This window comes from Patiriisocius sp. 208BN25-11, from assembly GCF_058147145.1.
The window spans coordinates 174,946-201,832 of sequence record NZ_JBYVJY010000004.1 but is presented as its reverse complement, the minus strand read 5'-3'; the positions used below and the strand labels follow the sequence as shown (position 1 = coordinate 201,832).

The window sequence follows — 26,887 nt, the reverse complement described above, 5'->3', positions numbered from 1 at the left end:
TTGTCTCAAAATGTTATAGTACTACCAACTTCATTTCTTATCATTGTTGGTGCAATAGAAATTAGATTTTATGAAGCGTATTTTTTTCGTTTTTACGGTGCTTGTAGCACCTTTTATGGAAGCTCAAAATTTTGATAATTTATGGGAAGATCATTTTTCTTATGTTTCTGTAAAAGACATTTCTCAGGGAGATGATCGTATTTTTGTTGGGTCAGATAATGCCATTTTTATCTATGATCTTTCTACTGAGGAAATTACAACTTTATCTAGTGTTCAGGGGCTTTCGGGCGAATCTATTACAACAATACACTACAGTAGTGAAACAGACCTTTTATTAATAGGGTATGAGGATGGATTAATTGAAGTGGTAACGATCGATGAGGGTAATGAGGTACTTAAAGTAGTAGATATTCGAGACAAACAAAACATTCCTCCCAACAAAAAAAGAATTAATCATTTTTCAGAGTTTGAAGGTAGAATTTATATTTCAGCTGAGTTTGGAGTTTCTGTCTATGATTTAGAAAGACTCGAATTTAGAGAAAGTTATTTTATTGGAGATTCGGGAACGCAAATAAACATTACCCAAACCACCATACTGTTACCTTATATCTATGCGGCTTCCTCAGAAGGCGGTATTCGTCGTGCCATTTTAAATAGTGACAGTATTATAGATTTTCAAGATTGGGAATTGGTAACTGCAGGAAATTATATTGCAGCACAAACACTAGGTGATAGGGTGTTAATTGCTCGATCAGACAATACCGTTTTTAGAATTAATGCTGGAAACACATTACAACAACTTGCCTCTTTTAGTAGCCCCATTAGAGATTTTAAAGTGAATAATGCCTTATTAACTGTTACAACATCAACAAGTATACATGCCTATGAGCAAGGGTTTATTTTAAGGTCTTCTGTTACAAGCTTGCCAGATTTCAGTTATAGTTTACAAACAGGGTATAGCTTTAATGATTTTTTCTACATGGGAACCACTGTGAATGGTCTTTTAAGAGTGCCTTATGGAACAACTCAAGTAACACAAATTTTACCAGACGGACCTTTGTTAAACACTCCTTTTGCGCTTGACACAACAGCGGGTCAGGTATGGGTAAGTTTTGGTGCTGTAGATGTTTTCTTTAATCCCTTCCCCTTAGATAGAAAAGGAATTAGTAATCTATCAGAGGGCAATTGGACTAATATTTCGCATAGAGAGCTAACAGAAACACTAGGAGTGTCGGCTATTAATGATATTGTAAACATACGCATTGACGATCAAAATCCGAATACAGCTTATTTTTCATCTTTTTATAGCGGCTTGCTAAAAGTGGAAGATAAAATCCCTACGATTTTATATGATGAAACAAACTCATCTCTTGAAAACCCAGTTTTTAATGGTAATAATGCAGGAGTTAGATTGTATGGATCTGATTTTGATCGTGAGGGAAACTTGTGGTTTCTTCAAACCCTAACAGATGATGCCCTTAACAGAATTACACCCAATGGACAAATTCAGTCTTTTGATGTCACTAGTGTGTCTGGTGGTAGAACCGAATTAGCATACAGTGAGTTGGCAATTAGTAGAGAAGGTATCGTGTTTTTTGGTGCTGTTCAAACTGGATTAGCAGCATTTAATCCAGCCAACAATCAACTAAAAGCTATTGGAGACGAAGATACTGGAGGTGGACTTCCCTCTACAGATATTAGAGCTTTGGCCTTCGATAACCAAAATAGATTGTGGATTGGTACTCTAAGAGGCTTACGTGTTTTGTTTAACCCTGGCGGATTCTTTAGCGATTCTGGAGATGTTTCTGCAGATGCCATTATTTTTGAGGATGATGAAGGCGTGGGTCAAGAATTATTATTTGAGCAAACAATAACAGATATTGAAGTAGACGGATCTAATAATAAATGGATTGCTACGGCTAGTTCAGGCGTTTTCTATTTAAGTTCAAACGGACAAGAAACAATCCTTAGGTTTACTTCAGAGAATTCTCCTTTACCCTCTAACAACGTGCAAGATATTGCAATCGACCCATTTACTGGAGAAGTATATTTTGCTACTGTGAATGGTTTGGTGTCTTATAAAGGAACCTCAACGGCTCCTCGAGATAACCTAGAAGAGGTGTTTGTGTTTCCAAATCCAGTGAGACCGCAATACGAAGGTAATGTGACTATAGATGGTCTTACCGCAAATGCCAATGTAAAAATTACAGATCTTGAAGGGAATTTAGTATTTCAAGAAACCAGTCAAGGAGGAAGTGTAATTTGGGACACCAAAGCTTTTGGTAGCTACAAAGTTGCTTCAGGAGTGTACTTTGTTTTAATCACTACAGAAGATGCTACCGAAACAAAAATTAAAAAAGTAATGGTTGTTCGCTAATGATTGAAACTACAAAAGCCATTGTTTTTTCTTCCATAAAATATGCTGAAGCTGACCTCATAGTTACTTGTTTTACCCAAAGTAGCGGACTTAAATCATACTTACTTAGGGGGGTTCTTAAATCTAAAAGAGGGAAACTAAAGACCTCTTATTTTCAACCCCTTACGCAATTAGAAATAGTTGCAAATCATAAAAACAAGGGCACCCTTGAGACCATTAAAGAAGCTAAGGTTATCTATCCTTATACCAGTCTGCATACAGATGTTGTAAAATCTTCTTTGGTGTTGTTTCTTTCTGAAATGTTAAAAAACTCCATTCTTGAAGAAGAACCAAACCTAGCATTATTTGAATACCTAGAGGCATCGTTTCAATGGTTAGATCATCACGATAGCATCGCTAATTTTCATACCTTATTTTTATTAAAACTTACAGCATACTTAGGCTTCTATCCAGACACTACAGAAGCACATCTTCCTTATTTTAATGCTGCAGATGGAACTTTTGAAACAGAAGACATTTCTATCTATTGCGAAACTGGAGAGCGTGTCGCTAGTTTAAGGCAGTTCTTCGGCATAAATTTTGATAAGATTTCTTCGTTAAAACTAACAAAAAACCAAAGAATGGACGTGCTTCATTTGGTATTGGAATATTATCAATTACATTTGCACGGCTATAAAAAACCGAGGTCCCTAGAAGTACTTCAACAACTGTTCAATTAATGAAATATTTATTAGTAATTCTTGCTGTTATCATTACCTCAACAACAGCAGTTGCTCAAAAAATACAAGTACTTTCTCAAGAAACACAGACTCCAATTCCTGGAGTCGCATTGTTTAATAAGGATAAGAGTAAAAGTGGAGTTACAGACTTTGATGGTTTTGTAGACATTACTTCTTTTAAGGATAGTGAAGTCATAACATTTCAACATATATCTCATGCTATTTTAGAACTTAAAAAGTTTCAAGCAGTAGCCACTAATAATCAAGTTTTTTTAACAACAGATGCTAGTAGCTTAGATGAGGTAGTCTTATCGGTATCCAAATTTGGACAAAAGAAAAGAGACATTCCACAACAAATTGTCTCGGTCACAAGTGAAGATGTGCTTTTTGGAAATCCCCAAACGGCAGCAGATTTATTACAAAGTAGTGGGCAAGTATATGTTCAAAAAAGTCAGTTAGGTGGTGGGAGCCCTTTAATTAGAGGTTTTTCAACCAATAGATTGCTCATTGCCGTTGACGGAGTTCGTTTTAATACGGCTATTTTTCGCGGCGGAAATGTTCAAAACGTAATTTCTATAGATCCATTTGCCATTGAGCGCACCGAAGTAATCCTTGGTCCAGGTTCTGTAGTGTATGGTAGTGATGCTGTAGGAGGTGTGATGAACTTCTATACCAAAAAACCAAAATTCTCTTTTGAAGAAGGACTTTCTTTTTCAGGAAATGCAACTGCGCGATATGCAACAGCAAATCAAGAAAAGACGGGACACATAGATTTTAATATAGGCGCTAAAGAATGGGCTTTTTTAACCAGTGTTACCTACAGTGATTTTGATGATTTGCGTATGGGAAGCCACGGTCCAGACGATTATCTGCGTGAAGAATATGTAGAAACGATCAACGGGGTAGATACTGTGGTACAAAACGATGACCCTCAAGTACAACGCCCAACAGCCTATAATCAAATAAATGCCATGCAAAAAGTACGCTACATGCCTAGTGAGCGCTGGAATTTTGATTTGGGGCTTTTCTACACCACCACAAGCGATTACCCAAGATACGACAGATTGATTCGTAGACAAGACGGGAATCTTCGGTCTTCAGAATGGTACTACGGACCCCAAGAATGGTTGTCGGGAAACCTGCAAATCACAAACAAAGCTTCTGGGATCTACGATGAAAGTGTATTGTCATTATCCTATCAACGATTCAAAGAAAGTAGGAATGATAGAAGTTTTGGCGACACTATTTTATTTGAACGTGATGAACAAGTAGATGCCTATACAGCTGGATGGGATTTTAGTAAAAAAATGGGCCTAAAAAGTAACCTAACCTATGGTGTAGAGTATGTGTATAATAAAGTAGGCTCTACCGGAGCACAGACCGATATTACGACAGGAGTTTCTCAAAGAGATGTTTCTAGATATCCAGACGGTGCAACCTGGCAATCTATAGCAGCCTATGTAAGTACCCAACTAAAATTGGCAGAAACCCTATCTTTTCAAGGAGGGTTACGTTATAATCATATTCTTGTAGATGCTACTTTTGATCCCACTTTGTATGACCTTCCTTTTAACGAAAAATCAATAAGCACTGGAGCCTTAACAGGAACTGCTGGGCTCACCTGGAACCCAAACAAAATACTAGGATGGCGCTTTAATTTTGGGACCGCTTTTAGAGCACCTAATATTGACGATGTTGGAAAAGTATTTGATAGCGAACCTGGCAGTGTAGTAGTACCTAATCCAGATCTAGAACCAGAATATGCTTATAATGGAGAAATAGGAGCGACACTCAACTTTGGAAATACAATAAAATTAGATCTAGCTACTTTTTACACAGTATTAGAAGATGCCCTCATACGAAGAGATTTTGAATTGGATGGACAAACCGAAATTCTATACCAAGGAGAATTAAGTAATGTACAAGCCATTCAAAACGCAGCTAGCGCAGAGGTATATGGTTTTGAGGCAGGACTTGAAATTAATTTTTCAAAAGCCCTACAACTTACTTCACATTATAATATCACCAAAGGATTCGCAGAAGATGATCAAGGCAATAAAGAGGTGATACGTCATGCAGCACCACAGTTTGGAAATACCCATCTTATTTACAAAAAGGGAAAATTTAAATTTGATGCTTTTGCTATCTATAATGGTCAGTTTGATTACGAGGACTTAGCCCCTAGTCAGCAAAACAATGCCTTCTTGTATGCATCTGACGAAAATGGGAATCCTTTTGCACCAAAGTGGTATACACTTAATTTTGGTGCACAATACAATCTTACAAAAGCATTACAATTTAATGCAACATTAGAGAACATCACAGATCAACGCTATAGACCTTATAGCAGTGGAATCTCTGCAGCTGGGCGAAACTTAATTTTGGCAGCTACCTATACTTTCTAGTATATCGGGTATAAAGAGTTCATGCTTCACGCTTTTTTGGAACAGGTGTAATTTTAAAAAAATAGGGGGAAAACCCCCTATTTTAGCATCAATATGTATGCTACATTTGTATGAACAAACTAATCAAATTAGTTAGTCAAGTGAGGTAAACGTACGTTTACTTAATATTACAGAGGGAGTTTGAGGAGGCTCCCTTTGTTTTTTCTACATATTTTTTTAGATCGCCATGATGCAAGAGTTTATTTATACCACACTCGATGAGATGCTAACGCTCACTTTTAGTAAGCTTGATAGATTATATCAGGTAGAAAAAATGGAATTGCCTAAGAAAGAGATTCCGTCTATTAATATTTCAGAAAGACCCAAAAGGAGAGCTAGTTAAGCTACCACTTATCTTAACGGTGCATACTGTCTAAGATTTCTATGACTTCCGTTTTTTTGCGCACCGACACAGGAACTGTTTCTTTATTTTTCAATAACAAATACCCGCCATCTGTTTTTATAAAGGCACTAATGCATTGCAGATTCACTAAATGACTTTGATGTACTCTCAAAAATTGGTAGGAGGTAAGCATGTCTGCAAAGTACTTTAAGGTCTTGGTTACAAATATTTTTTTCCCATCCTGTAAATAGAAAATGGTATTGTTACTGTCTGCCTCGCAACGCACAATGTCTTCTAAACTCACAATGCTAATCTTATCGAGTGTATGTAAGGATATTTTATTGGGCTTGGCCTCTGGAGCAGCAATGGTTTCTTTTAAAATACTAAGACGTTCTTGGTTTGGGTGTAATTGAGCTTTTGCTCTGTCAATTGCCTTTTTTAAGTCATCATCGTCATAGGGTTTTAGTACATAATCTATGGCTGCAAACTTGAAGGCTCTAATCGCAAACTCATCACTTGCAGTTACAAAGATGATTTTACTTTCTAAGTCTGGAAAAATTTCTAGAATATCAAAGCCAGTACCATCGCCTAGCATAATATCCAGAAACAAAATATCGGGTGTTTTACTACGCAATAATTTTGCTGCTGCAACCACACTAGAAGCTGTTGCAATGACTTCAATGTCTGGATGGTTTTTTTGCAAGGCTCCTTCTAACAAGGTAAGCGCATCTGGCATGTCTTCTATAATAATTGCTGTAAGCATAACTGGATTTTAAAAGTCTAATTCTAACGGAATGGTAAAGGTTACTTCGGTTCCTAAAACTACATTATTTTCTTTCAATTCTAGTAATTGTAAGGTGTCTTTCTTTGCCAAAGACGCAATACGTTCTTTGGTAACATCTAGCGCAACCGATTGATGACTGGTATTAACCTTTTGCTGTTGCGAAGTAAAGATCCCTTGTCCGTTATCTGTAATTGTACAATGCAAGGAAGTTTCCGAAGTTTTAAAAAGCACCTTTAAAACACCTTCCTTTTCACCTTTTAAAATACCATGTCGAATGGCATTTTCTACAAAAGGCTGGATGAGCATCGGCGGAATGACAATCTCTTCTGGGTCTATATCACTTTCTACGGAAATGTCATAGATGAAAGGAGTGGGAGCCATGAGCAGTTCCACAGCAATATAGTTTGTGAGTGTGTTTATTTCTTCTTGTAAGCTAATGGTATCTTGCCTAGAATTGTTTAAAATACCACGTAATAATTTGGCAAAACTATTAATGGTCGTATTCATTTTGTTGGTATTTGTAGTACCCATTGCTTTGATACCATTGAGCACATTGAAGATAAAATGCGGATTCATTTGTAATCGCAATGCCTTTTGTTCTAAGCCTAGTAAATGATTTTGGAGTGCTAATTGTTTCTGGGCTTCGTGGTTTTTCTTTTTAAGGCGTTTGATGTAGCCAAGCACTAGGAGACTACATAAAATTCCAATGAGACCCGCTAAGAGCCATTGAAACCAAGTTCTTTTTAAAAGAGGGGTTTCTATTTCAAACTGAAATGTGATAGGGTCGCTTTCTTGCCATCTATAATTTCTAGATTGCGCCGTAAATTGATGTTTTCCGTAGGGTACTCCTGCTATGTTCTCTCGAGAGCTAGAGGACCACGGACTCCAATTTTGTTGGTCTAATTTGAAGCGATATTCAATATCGTTTGGATGATTGATATCTACGGTTTTAAAACGAAATGAAAGTTGGTTGTTTGCGGCTGCCAATTGCAATACATCGTCTTTCCAAGTTGTTTCTGGTAAAGAATCTATAGGTGTGTATCCAGCAGTAATTTGCTCAAAAGATAGGGTAGGCTTTTTGGCTTCTTTTTCTTGAGTTTGAGTGTTGTTGTATTTTGTTAAGCCATAAATAGCACCAAACCAAAGGTTGTTTTGGGCGTCCATACTTACTGCATTAAGACACGTTTCGATACCTAAAAACCCATCATTTCTTCCGTAGTGAAATACATCTACGATCTCATTGTTATTGTTGAGAATGATCTTATCTACACCACGCTCACTCCCTGTCCATAGATTGCCTTGCAAATCAAATAAAAGCTGAAAACTATTTTGAGAAGTAGTATTTTTGGCGCCTTTAAGTTTTGAGAAAACTGGTGTAGACGAAAGCGGTGCTACCCATATTCCAGCATCTGAAGTACCTAAAAATACCCTTTTGTCTTTAACTAAAATACTATTGATGGCCGTTGCGATAGGTAATGCCTGGCCCAAATGCTGCACGACATTATCTGAAATAGTCCCTATGTGTCCTTTTTGTGTACCATACCAAAGAGTTCCTTGAGGGTCTTTGTAGAGGTCTTTAACACCCAGATCTAACATACCATCTTCGGCATCAAATGTTTTAAGAGCTTCTATTCTGTTTGTATTATCGTTATATTGAAATGTTACTATACCACTGCCGTAAGTGGCCGCCCAAAGAGTGCCGTTGGTGTATACAAGATCTCTAATCCAATTGCTGGGGAGCCCTTTAGACTCATTAATGATATGATACTTGGTTTTGGTGATGGAAATGGTATCGATGCTAATATTATCAATGTTATTTCCAGACACCGCAAAACTATCGACCTTTTTAGATTGGCGGTAGAGGATACCTTTCCCTTCAGAGCCTGCCCAAATACCACCTGTAGAATCGCTAGTGAGGGTTTTTATTTTTACATCTTCAAAACCTTCTATGGGAGCGATATTTTTGATACCTAGACTGTCGATGTATGAGAGTCCTTTTTCGGCAACCGAAAACCAGAGCGCTTCTTTTGCAGCATGTACCGCGTAAATTCTATTGCCTTTTAAGCCTGTGTCTTTGTCGAAATGGGTAAACTGATTTGGAAAATATTTGTACAAGCCACCACCACTCGTGCCCAGCCAAATATTACCCTGTTTGTCCTGTAGGGTTTGCCTAACATGCGACACTGATAAGCCATTACTTCTATTTATTTTTTTCTGAAATGCTAAAGATTCAAGATCCAGCAGGGTGACTCCATCGGTATCTGTAGCGACCCATAATTGTTCATTTTGAATAGTAAGGTTGGTAATGCGAAGCGGTTTAGGAATAACGAGCGTTCTTTTTTTTGTATCTGAAATATCATACACCAAAATGCCATCTACAAACGAAGCCGCAAAGACCCGATTGTCATGTTGGACTAGTGAATTGAATTCTACTGTTTCTAATTGTGCTATCGGACTCCTCTTCGTGAGGGATTTCGTTTTGTACAATCCTTTTTTGCTTGCAATCCAAAAGTGAGTTCCGTCGTGTATTACATCGGTGAGGATATTATTATTAAGGGTTTGCGATAAGGGTGATGTACTAACATTTCCGAAGGCATCTAAGACATACATTCCTTTGTCTGTTGCTAAGAAGACGTGCTCTTTGTGCGAATAAATTGAATTTACTTTGGGAGTTTCAACACTTTTAAAAGCACCTTTTGAATAGATGGAAAGTCCCTTTTTTGTACCAATTAAAACTCGGTCTTTTTGTGTTACAATGCTTTGTATATAATTGGAAGCAAGACTGTCTTTTTCTGTAAAAATGGCAAAATCATCTCCATCAAAGCGAGCCACTCCGCCACCTTGTGTCCCTATCCATAAATAGCCTATCGTGTCTTGGGCAATGGCATATACTTGAGATTGTGGCAATCCATCGGCTAAGGTGTACCCGCGCAACTCATTGTTTTGTGCTTGGGCATAAGTACCAAAGAGAAACCATAAGAAAACGAGTAGGTGTTTCATGAATAACAAATATATAGAAAGTTCTATCTATTACTATTGTACAATAATTGTGCTAGCATCCCATTTGTTCTTATTTAAACGGATGAATATTTTTAAAGTGTTGTGTATATGTTTGTGTTTGAAATTTCTGGAAATAGATACGCGCCGCTATCTTGTGTATTCATGATGGGTTTTAACACCGATAATACCGTTGTTTTTCCTTTAATTTTTAATGTGCTACCGTCGCTACTAGCCAGCCATCTAAATTTTGAGATAGGAATCCCAGTATCTTGAATTGCTTGCATGAGTGAAGGATCTTCTTTGATAAAAGTGATTAGTTGTGCTTTGTCTTCAAAAGCTGGAATGTCTTCTACAGCTTCAAATTCGAAGGTCCAATCTACGGGCACATTAAAACGATAGGAATACGGTGCGCCTAATGCAGTTTCCTCTCTTGTTTTTAAGGCGGTAAACCAATCGATGTTTGCATTGGGATATAATACTTCCATTTCTTGCGATAACATTAACGGTCCCGGAGAATGTGCTGTAGGGTAAAACACATAATAAGGAGTTGCCAAGTAATGCGAAGCATATTTACCACCAAACACATTAAAATGTGGTGAGGCAATAACTTGTGGTGTTGCATTGTTTGAAAATACTTTTTGTAATTCGGTCATTAACATGGTGTTGGTGCCTAGTCCGCAAGAATGAAATACAATTTTTGTCTTGCTAGAAATGGTCTTCGGTACCGCGGGCAATTGGTTTTCTTTGAGTGCATTGGCAAGGGTTTCCTGTGTAATACGCTCTCCCTCTTTTGTGGTTTTTAAAGCCATGCCACGCCAGGCATTACTGTGGTTTACAATATGGATTTCGGCTACTTTATTTTCATACCCTTGTAACCAATCTAGAATTTCTTCTAAGGAGTACAAACCTTCTATTACTTTGAGGTTTTTATTTTTAAAATAGACTGCTGCTTGACGGTAGTAGTCGGATCCTTCTTCATCATAGCCAGCAATAAAAACAAGGGGTGTTTCTTTGGCAAGCACCTCTTCTTGTGGTGTGACTTTTGGGAGTATATGGCGCATGGCAATGGTCATTTCTTTTTGTGCCGAAGCTGCAATTTTTGAATCATTGCAGCTGCTGCAAAGAATGATTAGTATTAAAATAATGCTATAAATTTTCATGGTAGACAGTTTTAAGATTAAAAGTCTTGGTATAGGTTTCCAGAAGTGCCATAGTTGTCATCATTCCAGATAAAACTATCTTCTAATGAAGCTTCTGTAATGTTACTTTTTGATACAGTTACCTCGCTGGTAAGAATCTGATTTTCTTTCCCAAAAGGTTGTGATGGAAATAAGTACACCAAAGCCTTATCGGTATCTCCGCAGTCTTCATTGGTTAACATGGGTAATGCTATAAAAGCTCCTTTTTCGGTTTCTAATACATAATTAGATACTTTATACGTACAGTATTCTACATAGTTTACATCTACTTTTAACACGCGTTGTACTCCTGTAAGATTTGGTGTTTCTAAAGTGCTAACGGTAATGCTATGAATCATGTCGGTGTTGGTAATAGGGAAGAAGGTAATTTCTTCTGCGCTATTTGCTACAGAGAATACCGAAGCAGAAAGTTGTTCTTCATCGTTTTCTCCAAGACTTCCTTGCAAGGCTACATAATAGTTGTTTGATGAAGTGAACTCTTGTGCTATGGTTGTTTGAAGACCTACAAACAGGATAAGGATGCTAATTAAAGTTTTCATAATGCATGGGTTTAAATGTGAATGATAGTTCAAATGTATGCTGAAACTTTAGTGCCATGATAGCTGTTTTAGTATTCGTTGGCAATAGTCTAGTAAGCGTTTTTTAAGGAATGTTTGGAAGCATAGCAAGCTTGTTTTGAATGCTTTTTTTAACCTCAGGGAATTCCCTGAAATTTTTATCTCAGGTTTTTCCTTGAAGATTTTTATCCTGATTATCAGCAACTTGCACATTCAATTAACCTTAAATATTTTAATTATGTGTAGTATCACTGTAACATCAGCTGTATTTGATCAAAGTCAAAATACACTCGCCGTCTCTGGCACGTCAGATTGCCAATCCATTTCATTTAGTATGGTTGAAATGTCTATTGTAGGATTTCAGATCAATGTTGTAAACGGAGCTTGGGACGTTAATTTTAACAGCTCTCAATTTAGTATACCTCCCGGGTTTTCTTGTGGACAAGGGTTTAAATACGATGCGCAATGTATCGATAAACCAAATTGTTCTGTAAGTAATAGTATCCCGGTAACCTGTGCTGTCCCACCGGTTGTATGTCCACAAATAGATATAGAGATACTTGATATTTCGGCTTGCAACTTAGAGGGAAAACGTACAGTAACTTTTAGAGTTACTTCCTCTTTAAATGATGTAACTGCCGTTTTCGATTTTGGAGACAACTCACAGTCTCTATCTATAGACTTTTGGACAAATACATCACCAACATTTACGCATGACTATAGTGGAGGTACTTATACTGCAACACTGGAGGTTTTAACACCAAGAGACTGTCCAGATAAGACCATAGATATAGTAGTTCCTGTTTGTCCACCCATAGACACACCTCCACCAAATTGCCCCAATGATATTGAATGGGAACTTGAGGATGCCAATGGAAACAGGTTTAAAGTAGTAGATACAATTGAAGGAATATATGAGCAAATAAATAATAATCCCAATGGTGATACCATAGATTGTTTGGAGCCTGGAAGATATATCTTAAGTCTGACGGAGCCTAATGGAAATAACTTGGATATTTACTGGAGACATAATGATGTGACGGTTCAAGCTACTACATTTCAAATTGTTATTGCATCTGGTGAAGAAGAGGAAATTGCAGTTACTGTAACTATAGATGGTTGTTTTCCTTTATCTGAAACTTTAATACTCAAAGCCTGTGGATGTATAGAAACAGAGTGGTCAGATTGGAGTGAGTGTGTAAACTGCGAACAATCTAGAGAACGTATTGGAGCAGATTGCTTACCCGAAATAGAAACTAGATCTTGTGCTGGACAAAGCACACCAACCCCTTGGACGAATTGGGCTCCTGGAGGATTTTGTAGCTTGGTGAGATCGATGCGAGATCGTAATTGTGTCACCATTGTAGATACTAGAACTAACTGGTGCTGCATTTGGCTTATCGTAAACCTATTGCTTATTGTAGCTACCATTATCGCCTTTGTGATTGCGGGATGTGTGTATCAGTGGACAGAACCTATTGCAACAACAACAGCGATAGTCATAGGTGTTATTACTATTATATCCTGGATTTTATGGAGTATTATATGCATATTCCTTCAAAGAAGAAACCCAGTCATTACGTGCAGAAGTTTGCTCATAGTCATTGAAATTTTAGAGTGGGCAGAAACACTAGCAGCTATTATAACACTTGCACTTGCAGCTTTTGGGCAATTACCATGTGCTTTTGCTATTGGGATAAATTGGGCTTTACTAGCCGCAATTAAAAAATACCTTAGAATTATAGCTCAAGTAATAGGCTGTCTTCCAAGTCCTTTTTTTAGAAATAGAATTAATTAAAAAACAATTTTTAGTTCACTTTTTATAAACTCAGGGAATTCCCTGAGTTTATAATTTCAGAGAATTCACCGATGCAATACTCCCATAAAATAAAGATCTTGTTTTATAAAAAGCAAGTGTCATTTTAGCTAATAAGTACCATAAATATCGTGTTGATATTTTATAATATGTATCTTTAATACTCTATAAATCAGTTTATTTTGAAAAAAATAGTTCTTATTACGTTTCTTTTGTTTGTTGTGTTTAATGGTTTTTCACAAGATACTATTCGCATTCAAAAAATGCTCGACAAGGCCTATGAATTTGAAGCTAAAGATCCAGAAAAGGCATTAGCACTTTATAAAAAAATAGTTGCAATTAGTGAAACGGAACAATATCCTTTGGGTGCCTTTAAAGCCACTATGTATAGTGGGATTGTTAAAAGTGATATGGCGCAATATGATTCTGCTTTGTACTATTATAGAAAAGCGATTCCTTTAAGCGATCAAGCAAAAAGCATTCGAAGTAAGGCATTGACCTACACCAATATTGGAAATGTGTATCAGTTCAAAGGACTTTTGGATAGTGTTCCTGAATATTACCTAAAAGCAATACAGAATTTTGAATTGCTTAATGATAGCCTAAGTGCTTCTAATGCATATAGAAATCTTTCTACATTATTTTCAACCCTAGAGCAACTAGATAAGCAAATAGCATATATAGAAAAGGCCATAGAAACTGTTCCTAAAAAAGAAATAGCATTATTAGGGATGCATTATGGAGATTTGGGGTTAGCCTATGTCTCTAAAGAAGAAAACGCAAAGGCTTTTCAGTATTTTAATAAAGCAGACAGCATTTCTAACACGGGTGAATATCCTAGGTTAGGTTTCTTTAGCAACAGAAATTTAGGAGAATATTATTTTCATACTGAAGACTATCAAAAAGCTATTGGCTTTTATGAAAAAGCAATAGCTGCAGGAGAAAACATTCAAGATGCATTCTTCAAAAATGAGATGCTCATTAATCTCGGTTTGGCATATTTTGAATTAGAGGAGCATACAAAAGCAACTTCATACCTTAAGCAAGCATTGGCCTTTGGAAAAGAAATAAAAGCTGTCGAAATTGAAAAAAGGGCCTCTTTAGGTTTGTCTAAAGTATTTCAAGATCAAGGGGATTTTAAAAATGCATATCAATATTATAAAATGCATACAAGCTTAAAAGATTCTTTAGTAAGTGCTACTAAAATAGCAGTTATAAATGAGCTCGAAACGAAATATCAAACTGAGAAGAAAGATAAAACTATTTTAGAAAAAGAATTAACGCTAGAAAAGTCTCAAACAAGAAGTAGTCTCATGAAGATTTTAATAGGATCCCTTTTGGTGGGTTCATTGTTACTATGGTTTTCTTTTCGACAACGACAAAAACGCATTCAACAACAATTAATTCGGGTTCAAAAAGAACAAGAAGTACGAACCTTAGAATCTATTATTGCTGGAGAAGAAAAAGAGCGCTTACGAATTGCCCAAGAATTGCATGATGGGGTGAATGGAGATTTATCTGCCATAAAATACAAGCTATCTTCTTTGCTTAAAATGAATAATGAAGTGATTAATGAAGCTGTAACCATGATTGATAATTCTTGTCAACAAGTGCGAGCTATTTCTCATAATCTAGTACCCCAATCACTAAAAGATTTTAATCTTTTTGAAGCAGTTGAGAGTTATTGTGAGAATATGAATACTGCTCACAAACCGCAAGTTACCTTTCATGAAATGGGAGCCACAATCATCCTTCCTAAAAAAGTAGAAGTTCATATTTTTAGAATTATTCAAGAATTAGTAACCAATGCTATAAAACATGCAAATGCAAGCACTATTGATGTACAAATTAGCAACCATAATGACACCTTATTAATTACAGTTGAAGATGATGGAAAAGGCTTTGATACACAACAAGAAAAAGGAGCAGGCATTGGTTTGCAAAACATACAATCTCGAGTAGCCTATTTGGATGCTACGTTTGATAGTGTTTCTAATAAAAATGGAACTTCCAATACAATTGAAATAGATTTAAAACAGCTCAATGACAACTAACATAGCCATTACAGACGATCATCCATTAATCCTCAACGGGATTGAATCTTTATTAGAACAAACCTCAGAAATGAATGTTGTTGCAAAATACAGTAGTGCCAAAGAAACGCTAGATGGATTTAAAAAAAGTCAACCAGATGTGTTGTTGTTAGATATTAATTTACCCGACATTAATGGTATTGACTTATGTAAAATGTTGTTAAAACAATATCCCGAAGTAAAAATAATTGCGCTTAGTAACTTTGATGACACGTCATTTGTCAAGCGAATTTTAAACAATGGTGCCTTGGGGTATTTGCTCAAGAATACAGATTCAGATGAACTTAAAGAAGCGATTACAACGGTGCTGTCTGGCGAACAATATTTGCAAAAAGATATCCAGAAAAAATTATTGAATCGTGCTATCGGGCAACAAAAACAAAATACCTTAATCACAAAACTTACGCAACGAGAGCAAGAGGTATTGCAGTGCCTTTTTGAAGAGTTAACCACCCAAGAAACCGCAGATAAGTTGTTTATTAGCCCCAAAACAGTAGAGACACATCGTATGAATTTAATGAGCAAATTAGGAGCTAAAAATAGTATTGGCATTGTGAAAGCAGCTATTGAAAGAGATCTTATAAATAGGTGATATAAATAAGAGGGTGTCTATAAAAAAAATTTGTCTGGTTGAGCGGAGTCGAAACCTATGTTTACCATAAGTACGTTGTAGTTCTCGACTGCGCTCGAACAGACATTTAAGCTTCTATTTAGTATTGGTCATATATAGATTACCCACAAGCACATTCCATACTGCTATCTGTAGCATAGATGGTAAATTGTTTTTCTAAGGGTGCTTTTAAGGTGCTTATTTTTTTGAGTTCTTCTAGGAGTGTAGGGCTGTTTTTCCAAAAGCCATCTGTAAGTACCTCTATTGCTATCAATTTCCCATTGGTTCCAAATTTGAAACGTAAGGCGCCAAATTCTTTTACCAGCGTTTCCGAAATTGTTTTATAGTAGGTTTCAAACCAAGTGTTGAGTTGTAACATTTCAGCTTCATTAAAAGCTACGGCAACTTTTGTTTCTTTGGTAGGCTTCTTTTTTATGACACTTTTACCTTTAATTTCGGCTGCTGCTCCCACGGCAGTATTGTTAACATTTTGTGGCATTGGTAGAGGCTGCTTGATGGTTTTCATACTGCCATCTTTGTTTACGACTTGTTGGTCTACCGCAACAAACGAAGTGTATTTGGTAGCTAGGTTATAAGCAAGCCCTAGTTGGGTAACTTCGGCTTTTACATCTGCTCCAAAGCTCGTGTTGTAATCGTCTAGCTGTGCAATTTTTTTACGTGCCCATAGGTAACGTAGTGCTTTGTTGTCGTTGCTTAGCATACCTTCGGAAACGTTAAAGGTTTGTTTTATTTTCTTTTTGCCCTGATATCCTTTAATGATAATAGACCCAGTAGGCTCGCCTCTAAACTTTCCGAAGATCACCACAGGACGCGCAGCAAATACATCTGGGATGGTTTTAGGTTCGACATCGTATACATCAAAACCCTTCGTTTTAAAGCTCACCTGAGTAAGTAAAGGCGTTGCGATGTACTCTTTAAATTCTTGAGCCATGGTCGAAGCAGTTTCTTTTGTTGTAGCAATAAAAGACTGGGTGTTGGCCACTTTTGCCATGCCTTCGATGAGGTATCTGTTTACACTGCTGCCAATACCAAAGGTAAATACATTGGCCTGGTCGAGGTTGTTCTCAATCATTTGAAAGGCTTCTTTTTCTACAGAGACATAGCCGTCTGTAATCACCACCATAGAGCGCGCACTTCCAGTATCTGCTCGGGGTAATTTGTATGCAGTCTCCAAAGCACTTAATAAACGAGTACCGCCTCCACCTTGACCATTGCTTAAAAAGAGAATGGCTTGTTCTATGTTTTCTTCGGTTGCTTGCACTGGAAGGGCACTAAAAACAGTCGAGCTTGACGCAAATAATTGTACGTTAAAAGTGTCGTCATAATGCAATCCACATAAGAGGTTGCGCATTAAATCTTTGCTTACTTCTAGTGGGTAGCCGTTCATAGATCCCGATACATCTACAATAAATAAGTACTCACGTGCTGTGATTTGCTTTGACGTTACTTTGGCTGGTGGTTCCATCATGTAGGCGAAGAACTTTTCATCGTTGTGCTCGTATAATAGTAGACCACTGTTAATAGCATTACCACGCAAGCTGTAGTTTAAAATAAAGTCTCTATTGGCAGGATTTTTATTGCTTTTTGATAAGAAAATAGTGGCGGTTTGTTGTTTTGGGTAGGTCACATTTATTTTGTGACTTTGGCTGTTAATATGCTGTATGGTCATTCCTGCATTGAGGGTCACTTGCAAGTCGAAATTAAACGTATCTGCAATACCTTTTTTGGTGTAGTGTTGGTTGAAGGTTGTTTCGCCACTGGTGTTTTCTCCTGTAAATCTCGGACCTACAACACCGGGTGCTACAAATTGATATTCGCCATTGGTGGGCGTAAGCATTTCTGTGTAGTATACATCTATAGCCACACGATCTCCTGGCATAATATTTCCCACTTTCATTTGAAATACATTGGGTCTAGCTTGATCTAATTTAGCAGCGCGTTTACCACTAGCGACAGCTTCTTGATATACTTTTTCTGCCTGTTGTTTTTCGAAGATTTTAGCATTTATGACATGATCCCCAATGGTCATTTTCATGTCGTGTACAGCAGCTTCAAGTGCCATAGGAAACACATATTTTGCTTCGATAGGGCTGCTGCCTTCATTTTGATAGACTTGGGTAAGGCGCACATGGGCAATGGTACCCGTAATGTTCACGGTTGCTTTACTCTCTTGTAATGGAATAAGCGCATCTTTTTGTTGAATGCTTAGGTACGGACTTTCGGTTTTGTGTGTTTTTGTTTCTGAAATTTCCTGTCCGAAAGAAATGGCAGAAAATACAAATGCGAAGATAAAAAGTAGCTGTCTCATGTGTTTGCTGTTAAGGTTATTATTGAATTTTAAATCGATCCCGAAGCTTCGGGAGAAATCGAAATCGAATTTGAATCTGAAGATGTTGCTGAAAAGCACTTCAGTTTATATTTATTTCTCAAAAGTATTTGCAAAGACTGAGGTAATTTGGAGTGTTTTAGTATTCGTAGCTCCTTTTGTAGTATTCGTTTTGGAGCATAAAAAAAGCCCAGCTATTGTTAGGAAATAGCTGGGTTATTTTTTAGAAATGTCTTTCATATCGCTATGAATGGGAGGGAAAATTACGCTAACCCTTTTGTCGACATGTGTATCGGTTTGTTGACACAAAGATACACCATTCTATGAGTTAAGCAAGTAAAATATTAAAAATATATGCTTATTTGAATAATATTTGTACATTTATGCATTATTAGTTTGAATGAATAAACGAACAAAAGAGTTTATTGTTGCCATACAGAATAAAGTACCTGTGTATGGCAATACCAACCTCCATGCTTTTGTAAAAGGCATGAAGGCGATAGAACCTGAGTTTAAAATGCGTGCGACGATAAAGAAGGACTTGGACAAGCGTAGTTTCTCCTTCTTTGTAAATGGTGATGGATTGGTGTATGAGATTTATAGGTATGAGAATCCTAGGTATCAAAATAAAAAGGTTGTCTAATTAAAGACAGCCTTTTTATTTTGATATTTGGGATTTCCTAAATAGGAGTGATGCTTGTTTTTTTGGAATAGTATAACAACGAAGCATTTGAAGTTAATCTTTATTGGTTAGTATATTTTTTAGGTCACTAATATTTTTCCAATCTAAATAATCCATAATGAAGCCTTACCCCAAAAATGCCTGTTTCAGTAAAAAAGGATTCATCGGCAATTTTAATGGTACTATTTGGTTTTGTTTGGCAAATAAAAAAATTGCCTGCATCTAAACATTCTATCTCTCTTCTTAAATACAATTCAGTCCAACCAAATTGGTCATATTCATTTTCATCATTTTCTTTGTCAAAAAGGAATCTTCTTGCTATTATTTCATCTTGATAGGTATTGTTTTTTGAAGTTATTGTCCACCGACTTACATCAGATTCAAACCTAAGCGCTACATCATCTTTGTTTATATCATTTGCTCTTTTTATTGTTATAGAATCAATAGGGTCATGTAGCGAAGATTTTAAAATGAAATTACCAGACCAAGTATTTGTATGTTGAGAACATACTTTTTTAGGTACCCCAAACAAAAAGAGTATTAAAAATATGGTATTAAATAGGTTGATTTTCATTTCTGTATAGTAGTCAACATATTAATTTTAAACAATAATTCTTTTTAGCGCCGTATATATACTTTGCTCTGCGGCATCAAAAGAGCCATCGGCTAGTAGGAGTGTTTTTATTGCTTCAATTAAGTGTTCTTTTTCTTCTGAAGTATAGCCAAGACGTTGTAAAGCATCTTGTATTTTGGTGATGCTTTGGTGGTCGTTGTCTTTGGCAAATTCGCGATGTAATTGCGCAGAATTTTCTGCATCTATTTTACTGCTTATGATCTCACGCTCTTCGTAACTTTCATGGAAGTTAGCATTGGCAACATAAATAAAAATGTAGCCTTCTAGGGTGTCTTTAGTCCAATGTTCTGAGGTATTCATACAGCTGTTTTTTGTGTACTTAAAGGTAGTGAAATTTTTAATTGAAATTAATCCCAAACAAATTTCCAATCACCATTTTCTTGTCTTTTCCATACGGTATGAAAAATACCGCTGTTTTCTTTTTTAGTTCCGGTGCTATCTATGGAAGTAAAAATATAATCACCATAAGTATATGCTAAATCACCAGCGCTGCTCACCTCTACAAAAGTGGGTTTCCAGGTAAGTGTTTCATTAGGTCTAACATCATTTTTGTACCATGCTCGAATAGCTGATTTGCCCGCTACTATTTTATTTTTTCGTTTAATAACACCCTCCTCTGCAGCATAAAAATGAAAGGCTGCTACAAGGCCTTTTTCAAGTGCCATGTCATTAAAATCTTGTTCCACCTGTAAAATTTCAGCAGTCCATTTTTCTTTGTTTTTTAGTGCTGTCGACGGTATTACAACTCGTGCAAATTAAAAATAGTAAAAAGGATAATGTACGATAAATCTTCATGTGTTATGTATAAAAAAGTGAGGTAAATTAACCTGCTAAAAACCAAATTAAATGTGCTGGTATTTGAATTCACATAAATATAATTAGAAAAATATGAAATCCATTACATTTTGTAAACTATTGATTTTTAGATACATATTAATTTTCAAACGTTTACAAATAATTGCAAACGAAAGCAAGTAGTTAGCTACCGACTTGCATTTGGAATGCCTTTTATGTTTGCAGTGTCGAAACAAATTGACAACGGTAACCAGACCGATTCTGGGATAAGATCTCTGGGTCAAGCCCGAGATAAACTTAACTGTTTAATATTTAAAACTAGAAATTATGAACGCACTTAGAAACAAAGTACAGTTGATTGGAAGATTAGGTCAAGAACCTGAAATTGTAACCTTTAATGATGGTAACAAAATGGCAAAATTTAGCATGGCTACAGACGATAGCTATAAAGACAAAAGCGGACAAAAAGTAGAGCGTGCGTATTGGCACAACGTGGTTGTTAAAGGAGGCCTTGTTAGCATTGTAGAAAGCTATGTTAAAAAAGGACAAGAGATTGCCATAGAAGGAAAACTCACCAACCGTATGTGGGAAACAGACGGAGGAGAAAAACGATACATCACCGAAGTGGTATGTAATGAGTTATTACTGTTGAGTAAGTAAGACTCCTTAGTGTTTATATAAAAGAGGCTACCTAATAAAGGTAGCCTCTTTTTTGTAGAAATAGCAAGACTCGAACTCGCATCTTTGGTATTAATGAGAGTACTCTCTATGCTACTTTTTTAATACACTTCGTTACCAAAGACATCTATGTAGAATTTTTGCAATGTTAAATGCATCATCTAGACCTCTGTGGTGTGTTCCTTCTAATGGAATTCCTAATTCTTTTAGAGCTCCTTTCATTCCAAACTTTTTTCGACTCATTCTTTTTTTAGAAAAAAGAGTTTTTACATTGATATGATCTTGAGATAATGGATAGTCTATCTCTCTGAGACTGCACTGACGTTTCATCATGTTAAGATCATATTGTCCATAACTTGCCCAGGTATGGTGATTTCCTTGATATTCGGTTCTAAGCATTTCACATGCTTCTGCAAATGAGACACCTTCTTTATCTAAAAGTTCTTGTGTAATTGTGGTAAGCTCAGTGCAAAAAGGACTTATTGTAGAGCGATTTGGCTTGACAAGTATTCCTTTGTTTTTAGTAATATTACCCGTTTCAATATCAAGCATACAAATACCTATTTCTATAATTTCATTTACTTGACCTTTTGGGATAGGACCATCCCAACAAGTAGCCTCAAGATCTATTACGAGTATGTTGTTTGTTGTTTTCATGTTATTATTTTTTTGAAGATGCTTTCTTCTTTTTTGGTGTTTTTAATTTCATTTTCTTTTTAATACGTTTCACTTCTTTTTCTAAAAAGTACGTATGGCTATCATTATAGGTTTCTATTTGTGCCTTTTGTAGCATTTTTAATGCTGTTGCATAGTATTGCTTTACCTCTAAAGAATATGCAGTAAGCCAATATAATTGAGCATTATCAATACCTTCAATGGTAAATGCATAGGCTATTAGTTTTTGTGCTCTAGCAATATTGTCATTCCAAATTAGATATTTTCCATATAGGTAGTAAACTTCTACATAGGTATTGTCTAATGCAATTACTTTATCAAAACACTCAAATGCTTCTGTAAACATAGAAAGATGCTGGGCATAAATATCACCTAATAAGCACAATGCAGCACAATGTTTTTCGTCGTATGATAATGCGTAATTTAGGGTCTCGCATACTTCTTCCCATTCACTATACCGACCTGCGGCTTTGGCTCGCAAGTAATACGTATCTGCTAATGTTAATCCCATGATTGTTTTTTTATCTTGTTTTTACTTTCTTTTCTGTTGGCTTTAAAAGGTTTTTTGATTTTTTCTTTTTTAAAATCGGTTCCTTTAAAAACCCGTATTGGATTTCCGCGTTGTAGCTCCAAATGATTTTTCCATTGTCCTATAACTGTATGTTGTAATTGTTTTAGGTTGTAGTCGGCTACTTTTTCTTGTAGTCTTTGCAATGCAATTTTCTTGTTTTGATGCTGCGATCTACTGTCCATTACCTGTACTTGCAGACCCGTTTTTTTGTGGGTAGCACGAATGGCCGAACTTACCTTGTTTACATGCTGTCCGCCAGGCCCTGAACTTCTAGTCGCTTGAAATGTTATATCGCGCTCCTGCAGTTCAATAGTCGTTGCATCCTTGATCTCAAAACAACCTATAAACCAGTTTTTTCGTTTATGATGTTTTCTAAATGTTGAGGTTCCAATCCATTGTATGGTGCCTAACCAGTTTTCTAAAAAAGGAGCTAGTTTTTTACCTTTTAACTGAATGGTAACAGATTGCACCGTGCCATTTTGGATGCCAGCTTCTTGCTCTAGTATGGTATAATCTATCTTGTGTTGTGCTATTTCTTTTAAGAAATATTTCAACACTTTGGCAGCAACCCAACAGCATTCTGCTGGGCCTCTACCTGCGGTTATTTGTATTGTATTTGTGTCCATTGTCATGGTTTTTTGATAGTAATGGATGACCAACGGGATCTTTATGTTGTGCTACCAATTGCAATGCAGCTTGTACTGCCCAACATTTGTCACTAGAGTGAATATTTGAGTAATAGCTTAAGAGTTTTTTTGGCGCTACAAGCGTCCAACCGTTTACACAAATAGTTTCATTGTTTCTAGATTCAAAAAAATCGATGGTAATTCGCACTTGTTTTCCTGTAACCAACCAGTCTGTTTTTTCATATCTTCTGAAATTTTCTTGACTAGGCATATGATCATATCGAGTCCACACCTTTTTAAAATCATTTGCCAATAAAATGGTCATGACCTGTGCTACGTTTTTAGGGTGCACAAAAATGTCGATGTCTTTATGATCGTGCGCATGTTTATATTCGATGTGATTTTGAGTTGACATAAAGTGCCAAGCCCAACCTCCAGAAATGGTAATCCATTGCTTTAATTTTTCTAAAATTTCTAGGCCCATTTCTATTCGATGTTCGGGCCATAGTTCTCCGTATCTTTTTGTATTGTGATGTGCTCCCATTTGTCTAATTTTTTAACGAAACTGCGTTAGGGATGGAGGCGGCATCCTTTTTTAGGTCAACAACCTTTCGACTGCGCTCAAGGTGACCTAAAAAAGATATAGCCGAGAGCCCGACTCCCGTTTCTGCTTTTGCAGACACGGGAGAAACGCCCTAATACTACCTATCCATTCTAACAATCTTTGGTGTAAATGTGCCAATGACCTCCACCAATTCTCGTTGATTATTCATTACTTTTTTGATGTCCTTATAGGCCATTGGCGCTTCATCTATACCGCCGCCAATAAGGCTTACATCGTTCTTTTTTAATTCTTGTTTAATACTACTTTGTGTAAATTTCTCTTTACACTTTCTTCGAGAATAAAGACGTCCTGCACCATGAGATGCAGATTGTAAACTTTCTTTATTACCCAATCCTCTCACGATAAATCCAGGCGCTGTCATCGATCCAGGAATAATGCCCAATGTTCCTTTTGCAGCGGGGGTAGCTCCTTTACGATGTACAATACACTCTTGATTGTTTACTAGCTCTTTCCAGGCAAAATTGTGATGATTCTCGATTTTTGCAACAGGTTTTGAACCCAGTAATTTGGCAATCCTAGAATGAATATTATCATGACAGGCTTTTGCATAATCACCCGCAAGATTCATGGCCAACCAATATTCTTGTCCGTCGTGCGTGTTCATGTCTAGCCAGGCTAGATGTTGCACATTTTTAGGCAAGGGACATTGTTTCGTGGCTAAATAGGTATAGTGTTTTGCAATATTGGCTCCCAAACCGCGAGAACCGCTATGCGACAATACGCCTATGTATTCGCCTATATTTAAATCCCATTCATTCTTCTCATCGGTAATAGATACCATTCCAAATTCTACAAAATGATTGCCGCCACCCGAAGTTCCGAGCTGTTTAAAAGCTTTTACTTTGAGTCTTTTTAAGAGCGGAATATCTTTAAACTCGCTACGTTCAAAAATTTCGTGATCGTGCTTTTTGTCATGTGTCTCATACATTCCAAATTTGGTATGTTCTTTTAGAATATTCTCTAATTGATGCTGTTTTCCTTTTAGGTATGATGCCTTCATTGGGTAGATGGTTAAGCACATTCTACATCCAATATCAACACCCACTCCGTAAGGAATCACTGCATTTTCTGTGGCTAACACACCGCCAATTGGCAATCCGTAGCCTGCATGTGCATCTGGTAGTAACGCTCCAGCCACTGCGATGGGCAATTTTAAAGCATCGTACAATTGATACTTTGCTTGATCATCAATTTCATTTTCTCCATAGATAGAAAAAGGGGCTCGGGTGTTTCTCAACTGGTGAAATTTTACTTCCACAGGTTGTACAAGACCTTCTGCAACTTTTCCCCAAATGGCATTTCCTTGAAATTTTTCTGGATGCAGCAATACTTCTTTCGCTTCTTCTAAAATGCGTTCTTTCTTTTCTCTTTTACGGTATCGATTAATTTGCCCTAAGGCTATATTGATACAGTTATTCTTTGGGAAGCCTAATTTTATTAAGTCTTTCCCTTTTAGTTTATTTCCCATGATATGTTTTCGTTTATGATATCCTCAATAGCCACTCTTTTTAATTTTTTAAGCTGTCTTTTGGCATTGAGTGTTCTCTTTTCTTCTTTTGAAATGTTATAGTAATCCCTCCAGTTATAAATTCTTTGGTGAATTTGGTAATAACCGTTTTTTAAAAGCTGTTGTTCTAATAGATCAGATTCACTTTCTAGCGCTGGATCAATTCTTTTTGAATGTGTGATATACGCTCTCGTAAACTTGATTTTAAAAGCAGCTTTTGGAACCCTGATATAAAACCTCAGTTTTTGTTTCTTGTTTACTTTATAGTAAAAGGGAGTACAATGTGCTTGTGCTTTTGGACTTAGTTTATTGAATGTCTTTTTACCTATGGTTGGAACATTGCGATAGATCAAACTTCTTGAGGTTTGAAGCAGCCATTTTTGATGCGCTTCTTCTTTTGTTCTTCCCCAATGTTTTTGTGCTAAAACTTCATATAGCTCAAGAAGGGTTTCTTTGCTTTTATACCGTTCTATCTTTTTGCTTATTACGATTTCTTTAAACCAACCATGTCTTATGGGACGTTCTAATTTTACGTAGCCTAAGGCATGCATTTCTTTCCAAACATCGTGTTGTCTTTTATAAATACGACGTACTTCTCGCTCCCTTTTACCTTTGATATGTTCTGGTTTCAATGGACATATTTTAGATGTAAAAGGTTTTCTTCGGAAATATTAGAGGAAGCCTACCCAGGCATGACCGTTTAAAATAGGTCCCATAAAAAAGTCCGAAACGTTTGGGCTTAGGACTTTTCTAGATATCATAAAAGATATTATGTATTGTAGAAAATGTCTCGAAGCGTATGCACACTAGAACCTAGTTCTCTGTACATTTTGTTAGTTACTTTGAATGATAACATGATACTTCGTTTTAAAAATTGTGTGTGCTTTATTGCGATGCAAAGATGACATGTATTTTTCAATTACACAACAAAAAATTCAATTTATTTTATTGATAATCAAGTAGTTATGTTGTTTTTGGAGTGTAGTATTCCTGTCCGTTTTACACAGATAGCAGTGTTTTGGTGTAACTGCTTGATTGGATGGTATGTAGCGATCTGCTTACAAGTATTCAAAATGGGTCGAAAAATTTCATAAAAAAAGGCGTCCAAATCAATGGACGCCTTAGTGAATATATCTTTTTTAAATCTTTTACCTATTTCATACAGAGAAGAAATAGCTTTTCAGCATCCTTTTTATATGTGAGTATTAGATTTTGCATAAATGTATTTTTATTTTGTTTCTTAAAATTGAATGTCTATGACATTGGTAATATTTCTATTACTTTACCATATACATTTTTTGTCCATCCGTTAATTCTACCGTGATTATTACCAATTAACAATCCGCGTCTATCGTTTTTTCCTTTTACCAGATGCGTAAAGCTGTTTCCACGAACTTTACAATAAACGATATCTCCTTTTTTACAATCTTCCCAAGTTATAGGTTGTAACCTAACAGGTTGTTTAGACTTTAAAAGCGGCAGCATAGAATTACCAGGTTCTTTTGAAATAATGGTCTCTCCATTACTTAGTTTTTGAATTTTCCAATTCATCATATTATATTTTATAAGTTATATACCTCATTATTGAAGTACATATCCCATAAAATTTCAAAAGAACATTTTCAATGAACTGCTGCAAATATGCAATAAAACATAAATACATTCCAAAATTTTTTCCAAAAAGGAATGTTGATTTTTTCTTCTTCTTGTAACCAGCAATAATATATCATCAAAATATCAAACTTCTAACAATAGCAAAGCAACCTTAAAATAATATCATTATTTTTACACGATACTCCCCACAT

The 26,887-nt window shown here is 36.2% G+C and carries 23 protein-coding genes; 8 read left to right on the top strand and 15 right to left on the bottom strand.

What is annotated here, in order from left to right:
• Window positions 1-70: 70 nt before the first annotated feature.
• The 3 genes from porZ to ACY2RS_RS07445 are packed head-to-tail and all read left to right on the top strand — an operon-like array spanning window position 71 to window position 5,501.
• On the top strand, window positions 71-2,377 hold the full coding sequence (gene porZ, locus ACY2RS_RS07455) for a type IX secretion system anionic LPS delivery protein PorZ (protein ID WP_490098002.1): 2,307 nt from the start codon (window positions 71-73) through the stop codon (window positions 2,375-2,377).
• Window positions 2,377-3,096, top strand: a complete 720-nt coding sequence (gene recO, locus ACY2RS_RS07450; RefSeq protein WP_490098001.1) for a DNA repair protein RecO — start codon at window positions 2,377-2,379, stop codon at window positions 3,094-3,096. Before porZ ends, recO begins: the two co-directional genes overlap by 1 nt.
• Window positions 3,096-5,501: a TonB-dependent receptor gene (locus tag ACY2RS_RS07445; protein ID WP_490098000.1), complete on the top strand. Its 2,406-nt coding sequence runs from the start codon at window positions 3,096-3,098 to the stop codon at window positions 5,499-5,501. Before recO ends, ACY2RS_RS07445 begins: the two co-directional genes overlap by 1 nt.
• A gap of 395 nt (window positions 5,502-5,896) precedes the next feature.
• Here the strand turns inward: ACY2RS_RS07445 and ACY2RS_RS07440 are convergent, their stop codons facing one another.
• The 4 genes from ACY2RS_RS07440 to ACY2RS_RS07425 all read right to left on the bottom strand — a co-directional run bounded on the left by ACY2RS_RS07440 (window position 5,897) and on the right by ACY2RS_RS07425 (window position 11,405).
• Window positions 5,897-6,646 (bottom strand): LytR/AlgR family response regulator transcription factor, encoded by a 750-nt coding sequence (locus tag ACY2RS_RS07440; RefSeq protein WP_490097999.1) that lies wholly within the window; start codon window positions 6,644-6,646, stop codon window positions 5,897-5,899.
• A gap of 9 nt (window positions 6,647-6,655) precedes the next feature.
• Window positions 6,656-9,667: a sensor histidine kinase gene (locus tag ACY2RS_RS07435; protein WP_490097998.1), complete on the bottom strand. Its 3,012-nt coding sequence runs from the start codon at window positions 9,665-9,667 to the stop codon at window positions 6,656-6,658.
• A 92-nt stretch (window positions 9,668-9,759) separates the two neighbouring features.
• Complete coding sequence (locus tag ACY2RS_RS07430) at window positions 9,760-10,827, bottom strand: hypothetical protein (protein ID WP_490097997.1); 1,068 nt, start codon at window positions 10,825-10,827, stop codon at window positions 9,760-9,762.
• Between the two features lie 17 nt (window positions 10,828-10,844).
• On the bottom strand, window positions 10,845-11,405 hold the full coding sequence (locus ACY2RS_RS07425) for a hypothetical protein (RefSeq protein WP_490097996.1): 561 nt from the start codon (window positions 11,403-11,405) through the stop codon (window positions 10,845-10,847).
• Between the two features lie 256 nt (window positions 11,406-11,661).
• On the opposite strand from ACY2RS_RS07425, the gene ACY2RS_RS07420 reads away from it, so the two are divergent.
• From ACY2RS_RS07420 to ACY2RS_RS07410, 3 genes are all read left to right on the top strand, one after another.
• Entirely contained in the window at window positions 11,662-13,221 is a 1,560-nt protein-coding gene (locus ACY2RS_RS07420) for a hypothetical protein (RefSeq protein WP_490097995.1), read from the top strand.
• A 200-nt stretch (window positions 13,222-13,421) separates the two neighbouring features.
• Complete coding sequence (locus tag ACY2RS_RS07415; RefSeq protein ID WP_490097994.1) at window positions 13,422-15,293, top strand: tetratricopeptide repeat-containing sensor histidine kinase; 1,872 nt, start codon at window positions 13,422-13,424, stop codon at window positions 15,291-15,293.
• Window positions 15,283-15,924, top strand: a complete 642-nt coding sequence (locus ACY2RS_RS07410; RefSeq protein ID WP_490097993.1) for a response regulator — start codon at window positions 15,283-15,285, stop codon at window positions 15,922-15,924. Before ACY2RS_RS07415 ends, ACY2RS_RS07410 begins: the two co-directional genes overlap by 11 nt.
• A 139-nt stretch (window positions 15,925-16,063) precedes the next feature.
• On the opposite strand, the gene ACY2RS_RS07405 is transcribed toward ACY2RS_RS07410, so the two are convergent.
• The gene (locus ACY2RS_RS07405) at window positions 16,064-18,271 is read right to left on the bottom strand and encodes a VIT and vWA domain-containing protein (protein WP_490097992.1); all 2,208 of its coding nucleotides are present in this window, start codon (window positions 18,269-18,271) and stop codon (window positions 16,064-16,066) included.
• Between the two features lie 418 nt (window positions 18,272-18,689).
• On the opposite strand from ACY2RS_RS07405, the gene ACY2RS_RS07400 reads away from it, so the two are divergent.
• Window positions 18,690-18,932 carry a hypothetical protein gene (locus ACY2RS_RS07400; protein ID WP_490097991.1) on the top strand — a complete coding sequence of 81 codons (243 nt, stop codon included), beginning with the start codon at window positions 18,690-18,692 and terminating at the stop codon, window positions 18,930-18,932.
• A gap of 127 nt (window positions 18,933-19,059) precedes the next feature.
• Here ACY2RS_RS07400 and ACY2RS_RS07395 read toward each other — a convergent pair whose 3' ends face one another.
• The 3 genes from ACY2RS_RS07395 to ACY2RS_RS07385 are packed head-to-tail and all read right to left on the bottom strand — an operon-like array spanning window position 19,060 to window position 20,291.
• Complete coding sequence (locus ACY2RS_RS07395; protein WP_490097990.1) at window positions 19,060-19,545, bottom strand: phosphate ABC transporter permease; 486 nt, start codon at window positions 19,543-19,545, stop codon at window positions 19,060-19,062.
• A gap of 27 nt (window positions 19,546-19,572) precedes the next feature.
• Window positions 19,573-19,905, bottom strand: a complete 333-nt coding sequence (locus ACY2RS_RS07390) for a hypothetical protein (RefSeq protein ID WP_490097989.1) — start codon at window positions 19,903-19,905, stop codon at window positions 19,573-19,575.
• Window positions 19,906-19,952: 47 nt separating this feature from the next.
• The gene (locus ACY2RS_RS07385) at window positions 19,953-20,291 is read right to left on the bottom strand and encodes a YybH family protein (RefSeq protein WP_490097988.1); all 339 of its coding nucleotides are present in this window, start codon (window positions 20,289-20,291) and stop codon (window positions 19,953-19,955) included.
• Window positions 20,292-20,727: 436 nt separating this feature from the next.
• Between ACY2RS_RS07385 and ACY2RS_RS07380 the strand changes: the two genes are divergently transcribed.
• The gene (locus ACY2RS_RS07380; protein ID WP_490097987.1) at window positions 20,728-21,060 is read left to right on the top strand and encodes a single-stranded DNA-binding protein; all 333 of its coding nucleotides are present in this window, start codon (window positions 20,728-20,730) and stop codon (window positions 21,058-21,060) included.
• Between the two features lie 132 nt (window positions 21,061-21,192).
• Here ACY2RS_RS07380 and ACY2RS_RS07375 read toward each other — a convergent pair whose 3' ends face one another.
• From ACY2RS_RS07375 to ACY2RS_RS07345, 7 genes are all read right to left on the bottom strand, one after another.
• Window positions 21,193-21,735 (bottom strand): 3'-5' exonuclease, encoded by a 543-nt coding sequence (locus ACY2RS_RS07375; protein WP_490097986.1) that lies wholly within the window; start codon window positions 21,733-21,735, stop codon window positions 21,193-21,195.
• 4 nt (window positions 21,736-21,739) lie between these two features.
• Window positions 21,740-22,264: a tetratricopeptide repeat protein gene (locus ACY2RS_RS07370; protein WP_490097985.1), complete on the bottom strand. Its 525-nt coding sequence runs from the start codon at window positions 22,262-22,264 to the stop codon at window positions 21,740-21,742.
• Window positions 22,255-22,950, bottom strand: coding sequence for a peptide chain release factor H (gene prfH, locus ACY2RS_RS07365; RefSeq protein WP_490097984.1), 696 nt, complete (start codon window positions 22,948-22,950; stop codon window positions 22,255-22,257). Before prfH ends, ACY2RS_RS07370 begins: the two co-directional genes overlap by 10 nt.
• The gene (locus ACY2RS_RS07360) at window positions 22,916-23,494 is read right to left on the bottom strand and encodes a hypothetical protein (protein ID WP_490097983.1); all 579 of its coding nucleotides are present in this window, start codon (window positions 23,492-23,494) and stop codon (window positions 22,916-22,918) included. The genes prfH and ACY2RS_RS07360 overlap by 35 nt, the downstream gene beginning before the upstream one ends.
• Window positions 23,495-23,651: 157 nt before the next feature.
• The gene (locus tag ACY2RS_RS07355; protein WP_490097982.1) at window positions 23,652-25,043 is read right to left on the bottom strand and encodes an RtcB family protein; all 1,392 of its coding nucleotides are present in this window, start codon (window positions 25,041-25,043) and stop codon (window positions 23,652-23,654) included.
• Window positions 25,028-25,714 carry a hypothetical protein gene (locus ACY2RS_RS07350; protein ID WP_490097981.1) on the bottom strand — a complete coding sequence of 229 codons (687 nt, stop codon included), beginning with the start codon at window positions 25,712-25,714 and terminating at the stop codon, window positions 25,028-25,030. Before ACY2RS_RS07350 ends, ACY2RS_RS07355 begins: the two co-directional genes overlap by 16 nt.
• A gap of 622 nt (window positions 25,715-26,336) precedes the next feature.
• Entirely contained in the window at window positions 26,337-26,636 is a 300-nt protein-coding gene (locus ACY2RS_RS07345) for a S24 family peptidase (protein WP_490097980.1), read from the bottom strand.
• Window positions 26,637-26,887 lie beyond the last annotated feature (251 nt).

Bases quoted from the DNA above. Each gene is read 5' to 3' on its own strand.
- porZ (WP_490098002.1), top strand. From the start codon at position 71: ATGAAGCGTATTTTTTTCGTTTTTACGGTGCTTGTAGCACCTTTTATG.
- recO (WP_490098001.1), top strand. From the start codon at position 2,377: ATGATTGAAACTACAAAAGCCATTGTTTTTTCTTCCATAAAATATGCT.
- ACY2RS_RS07445 (WP_490098000.1), top strand. From the start codon at position 3,096: ATGAAATATTTATTAGTAATTCTTGCTGTTATCATTACCTCAACAACA.
- ACY2RS_RS07440 (WP_490097999.1), bottom strand. From the start codon at position 6,646: ATGCTTACAGCAATTATTATAGAAGACATGCCAGATGCGCTTACCTTG.
- ACY2RS_RS07435 (WP_490097998.1), bottom strand. From the start codon at position 9,667: ATGAAACACCTACTCGTTTTCTTATGGTTTCTCTTTGGTACTTATGCC.
- ACY2RS_RS07430 (WP_490097997.1), bottom strand. From the start codon at position 10,827: ATGAAAATTTATAGCATTATTTTAATACTAATCATTCTTTGCAGCAGC.
- ACY2RS_RS07425 (WP_490097996.1), bottom strand. From the start codon at position 11,405: ATGAAAACTTTAATTAGCATCCTTATCCTGTTTGTAGGTCTTCAAACA.
- ACY2RS_RS07420 (WP_490097995.1), top strand. From the start codon at position 11,662: ATGTGTAGTATCACTGTAACATCAGCTGTATTTGATCAAAGTCAAAAT.
- ACY2RS_RS07410 (WP_490097993.1), top strand. From the start codon at position 15,283: ATGACAACTAACATAGCCATTACAGACGATCATCCATTAATCCTCAAC.
- ACY2RS_RS07405 (WP_490097992.1), bottom strand. From the start codon at position 18,271: ATGAGACAGCTACTTTTTATCTTCGCATTTGTATTTTCTGCCATTTCT.
- ACY2RS_RS07400 (WP_490097991.1), top strand. From the start codon at position 18,690: ATGAATAAACGAACAAAAGAGTTTATTGTTGCCATACAGAATAAAGTA.
- ACY2RS_RS07395 (WP_490097990.1), bottom strand. From the start codon at position 19,545: ATGAAAATCAACCTATTTAATACCATATTTTTAATACTCTTTTTGTTT.
- ACY2RS_RS07390 (WP_490097989.1), bottom strand. From the start codon at position 19,905: ATGAATACCTCAGAACATTGGACTAAAGACACCCTAGAAGGCTACATT.
- ACY2RS_RS07380 (WP_490097987.1), top strand. From the start codon at position 20,728: ATGAACGCACTTAGAAACAAAGTACAGTTGATTGGAAGATTAGGTCAA.
- ACY2RS_RS07375 (WP_490097986.1), bottom strand. From the start codon at position 21,735: ATGAAAACAACAAACAACATACTCGTAATAGATCTTGAGGCTACTTGT.
- ACY2RS_RS07370 (WP_490097985.1), bottom strand. From the start codon at position 22,264: ATGGGATTAACATTAGCAGATACGTATTACTTGCGAGCCAAAGCCGCA.
- prfH (WP_490097984.1), bottom strand. From the start codon at position 22,950: ATGGACACAAATACAATACAAATAACCGCAGGTAGAGGCCCAGCAGAA.
- ACY2RS_RS07360 (WP_490097983.1), bottom strand. From the start codon at position 23,494: ATGGGAGCACATCACAATACAAAAAGATACGGAGAACTATGGCCCGAA.
- ACY2RS_RS07355 (WP_490097982.1), bottom strand. From the start codon at position 25,043: ATGGGAAATAAACTAAAAGGGAAAGACTTAATAAAATTAGGCTTCCCA.
- ACY2RS_RS07345 (WP_490097980.1), bottom strand. From the start codon at position 26,636: ATGATGAATTGGAAAATTCAAAAACTAAGTAATGGAGAGACCATTATT.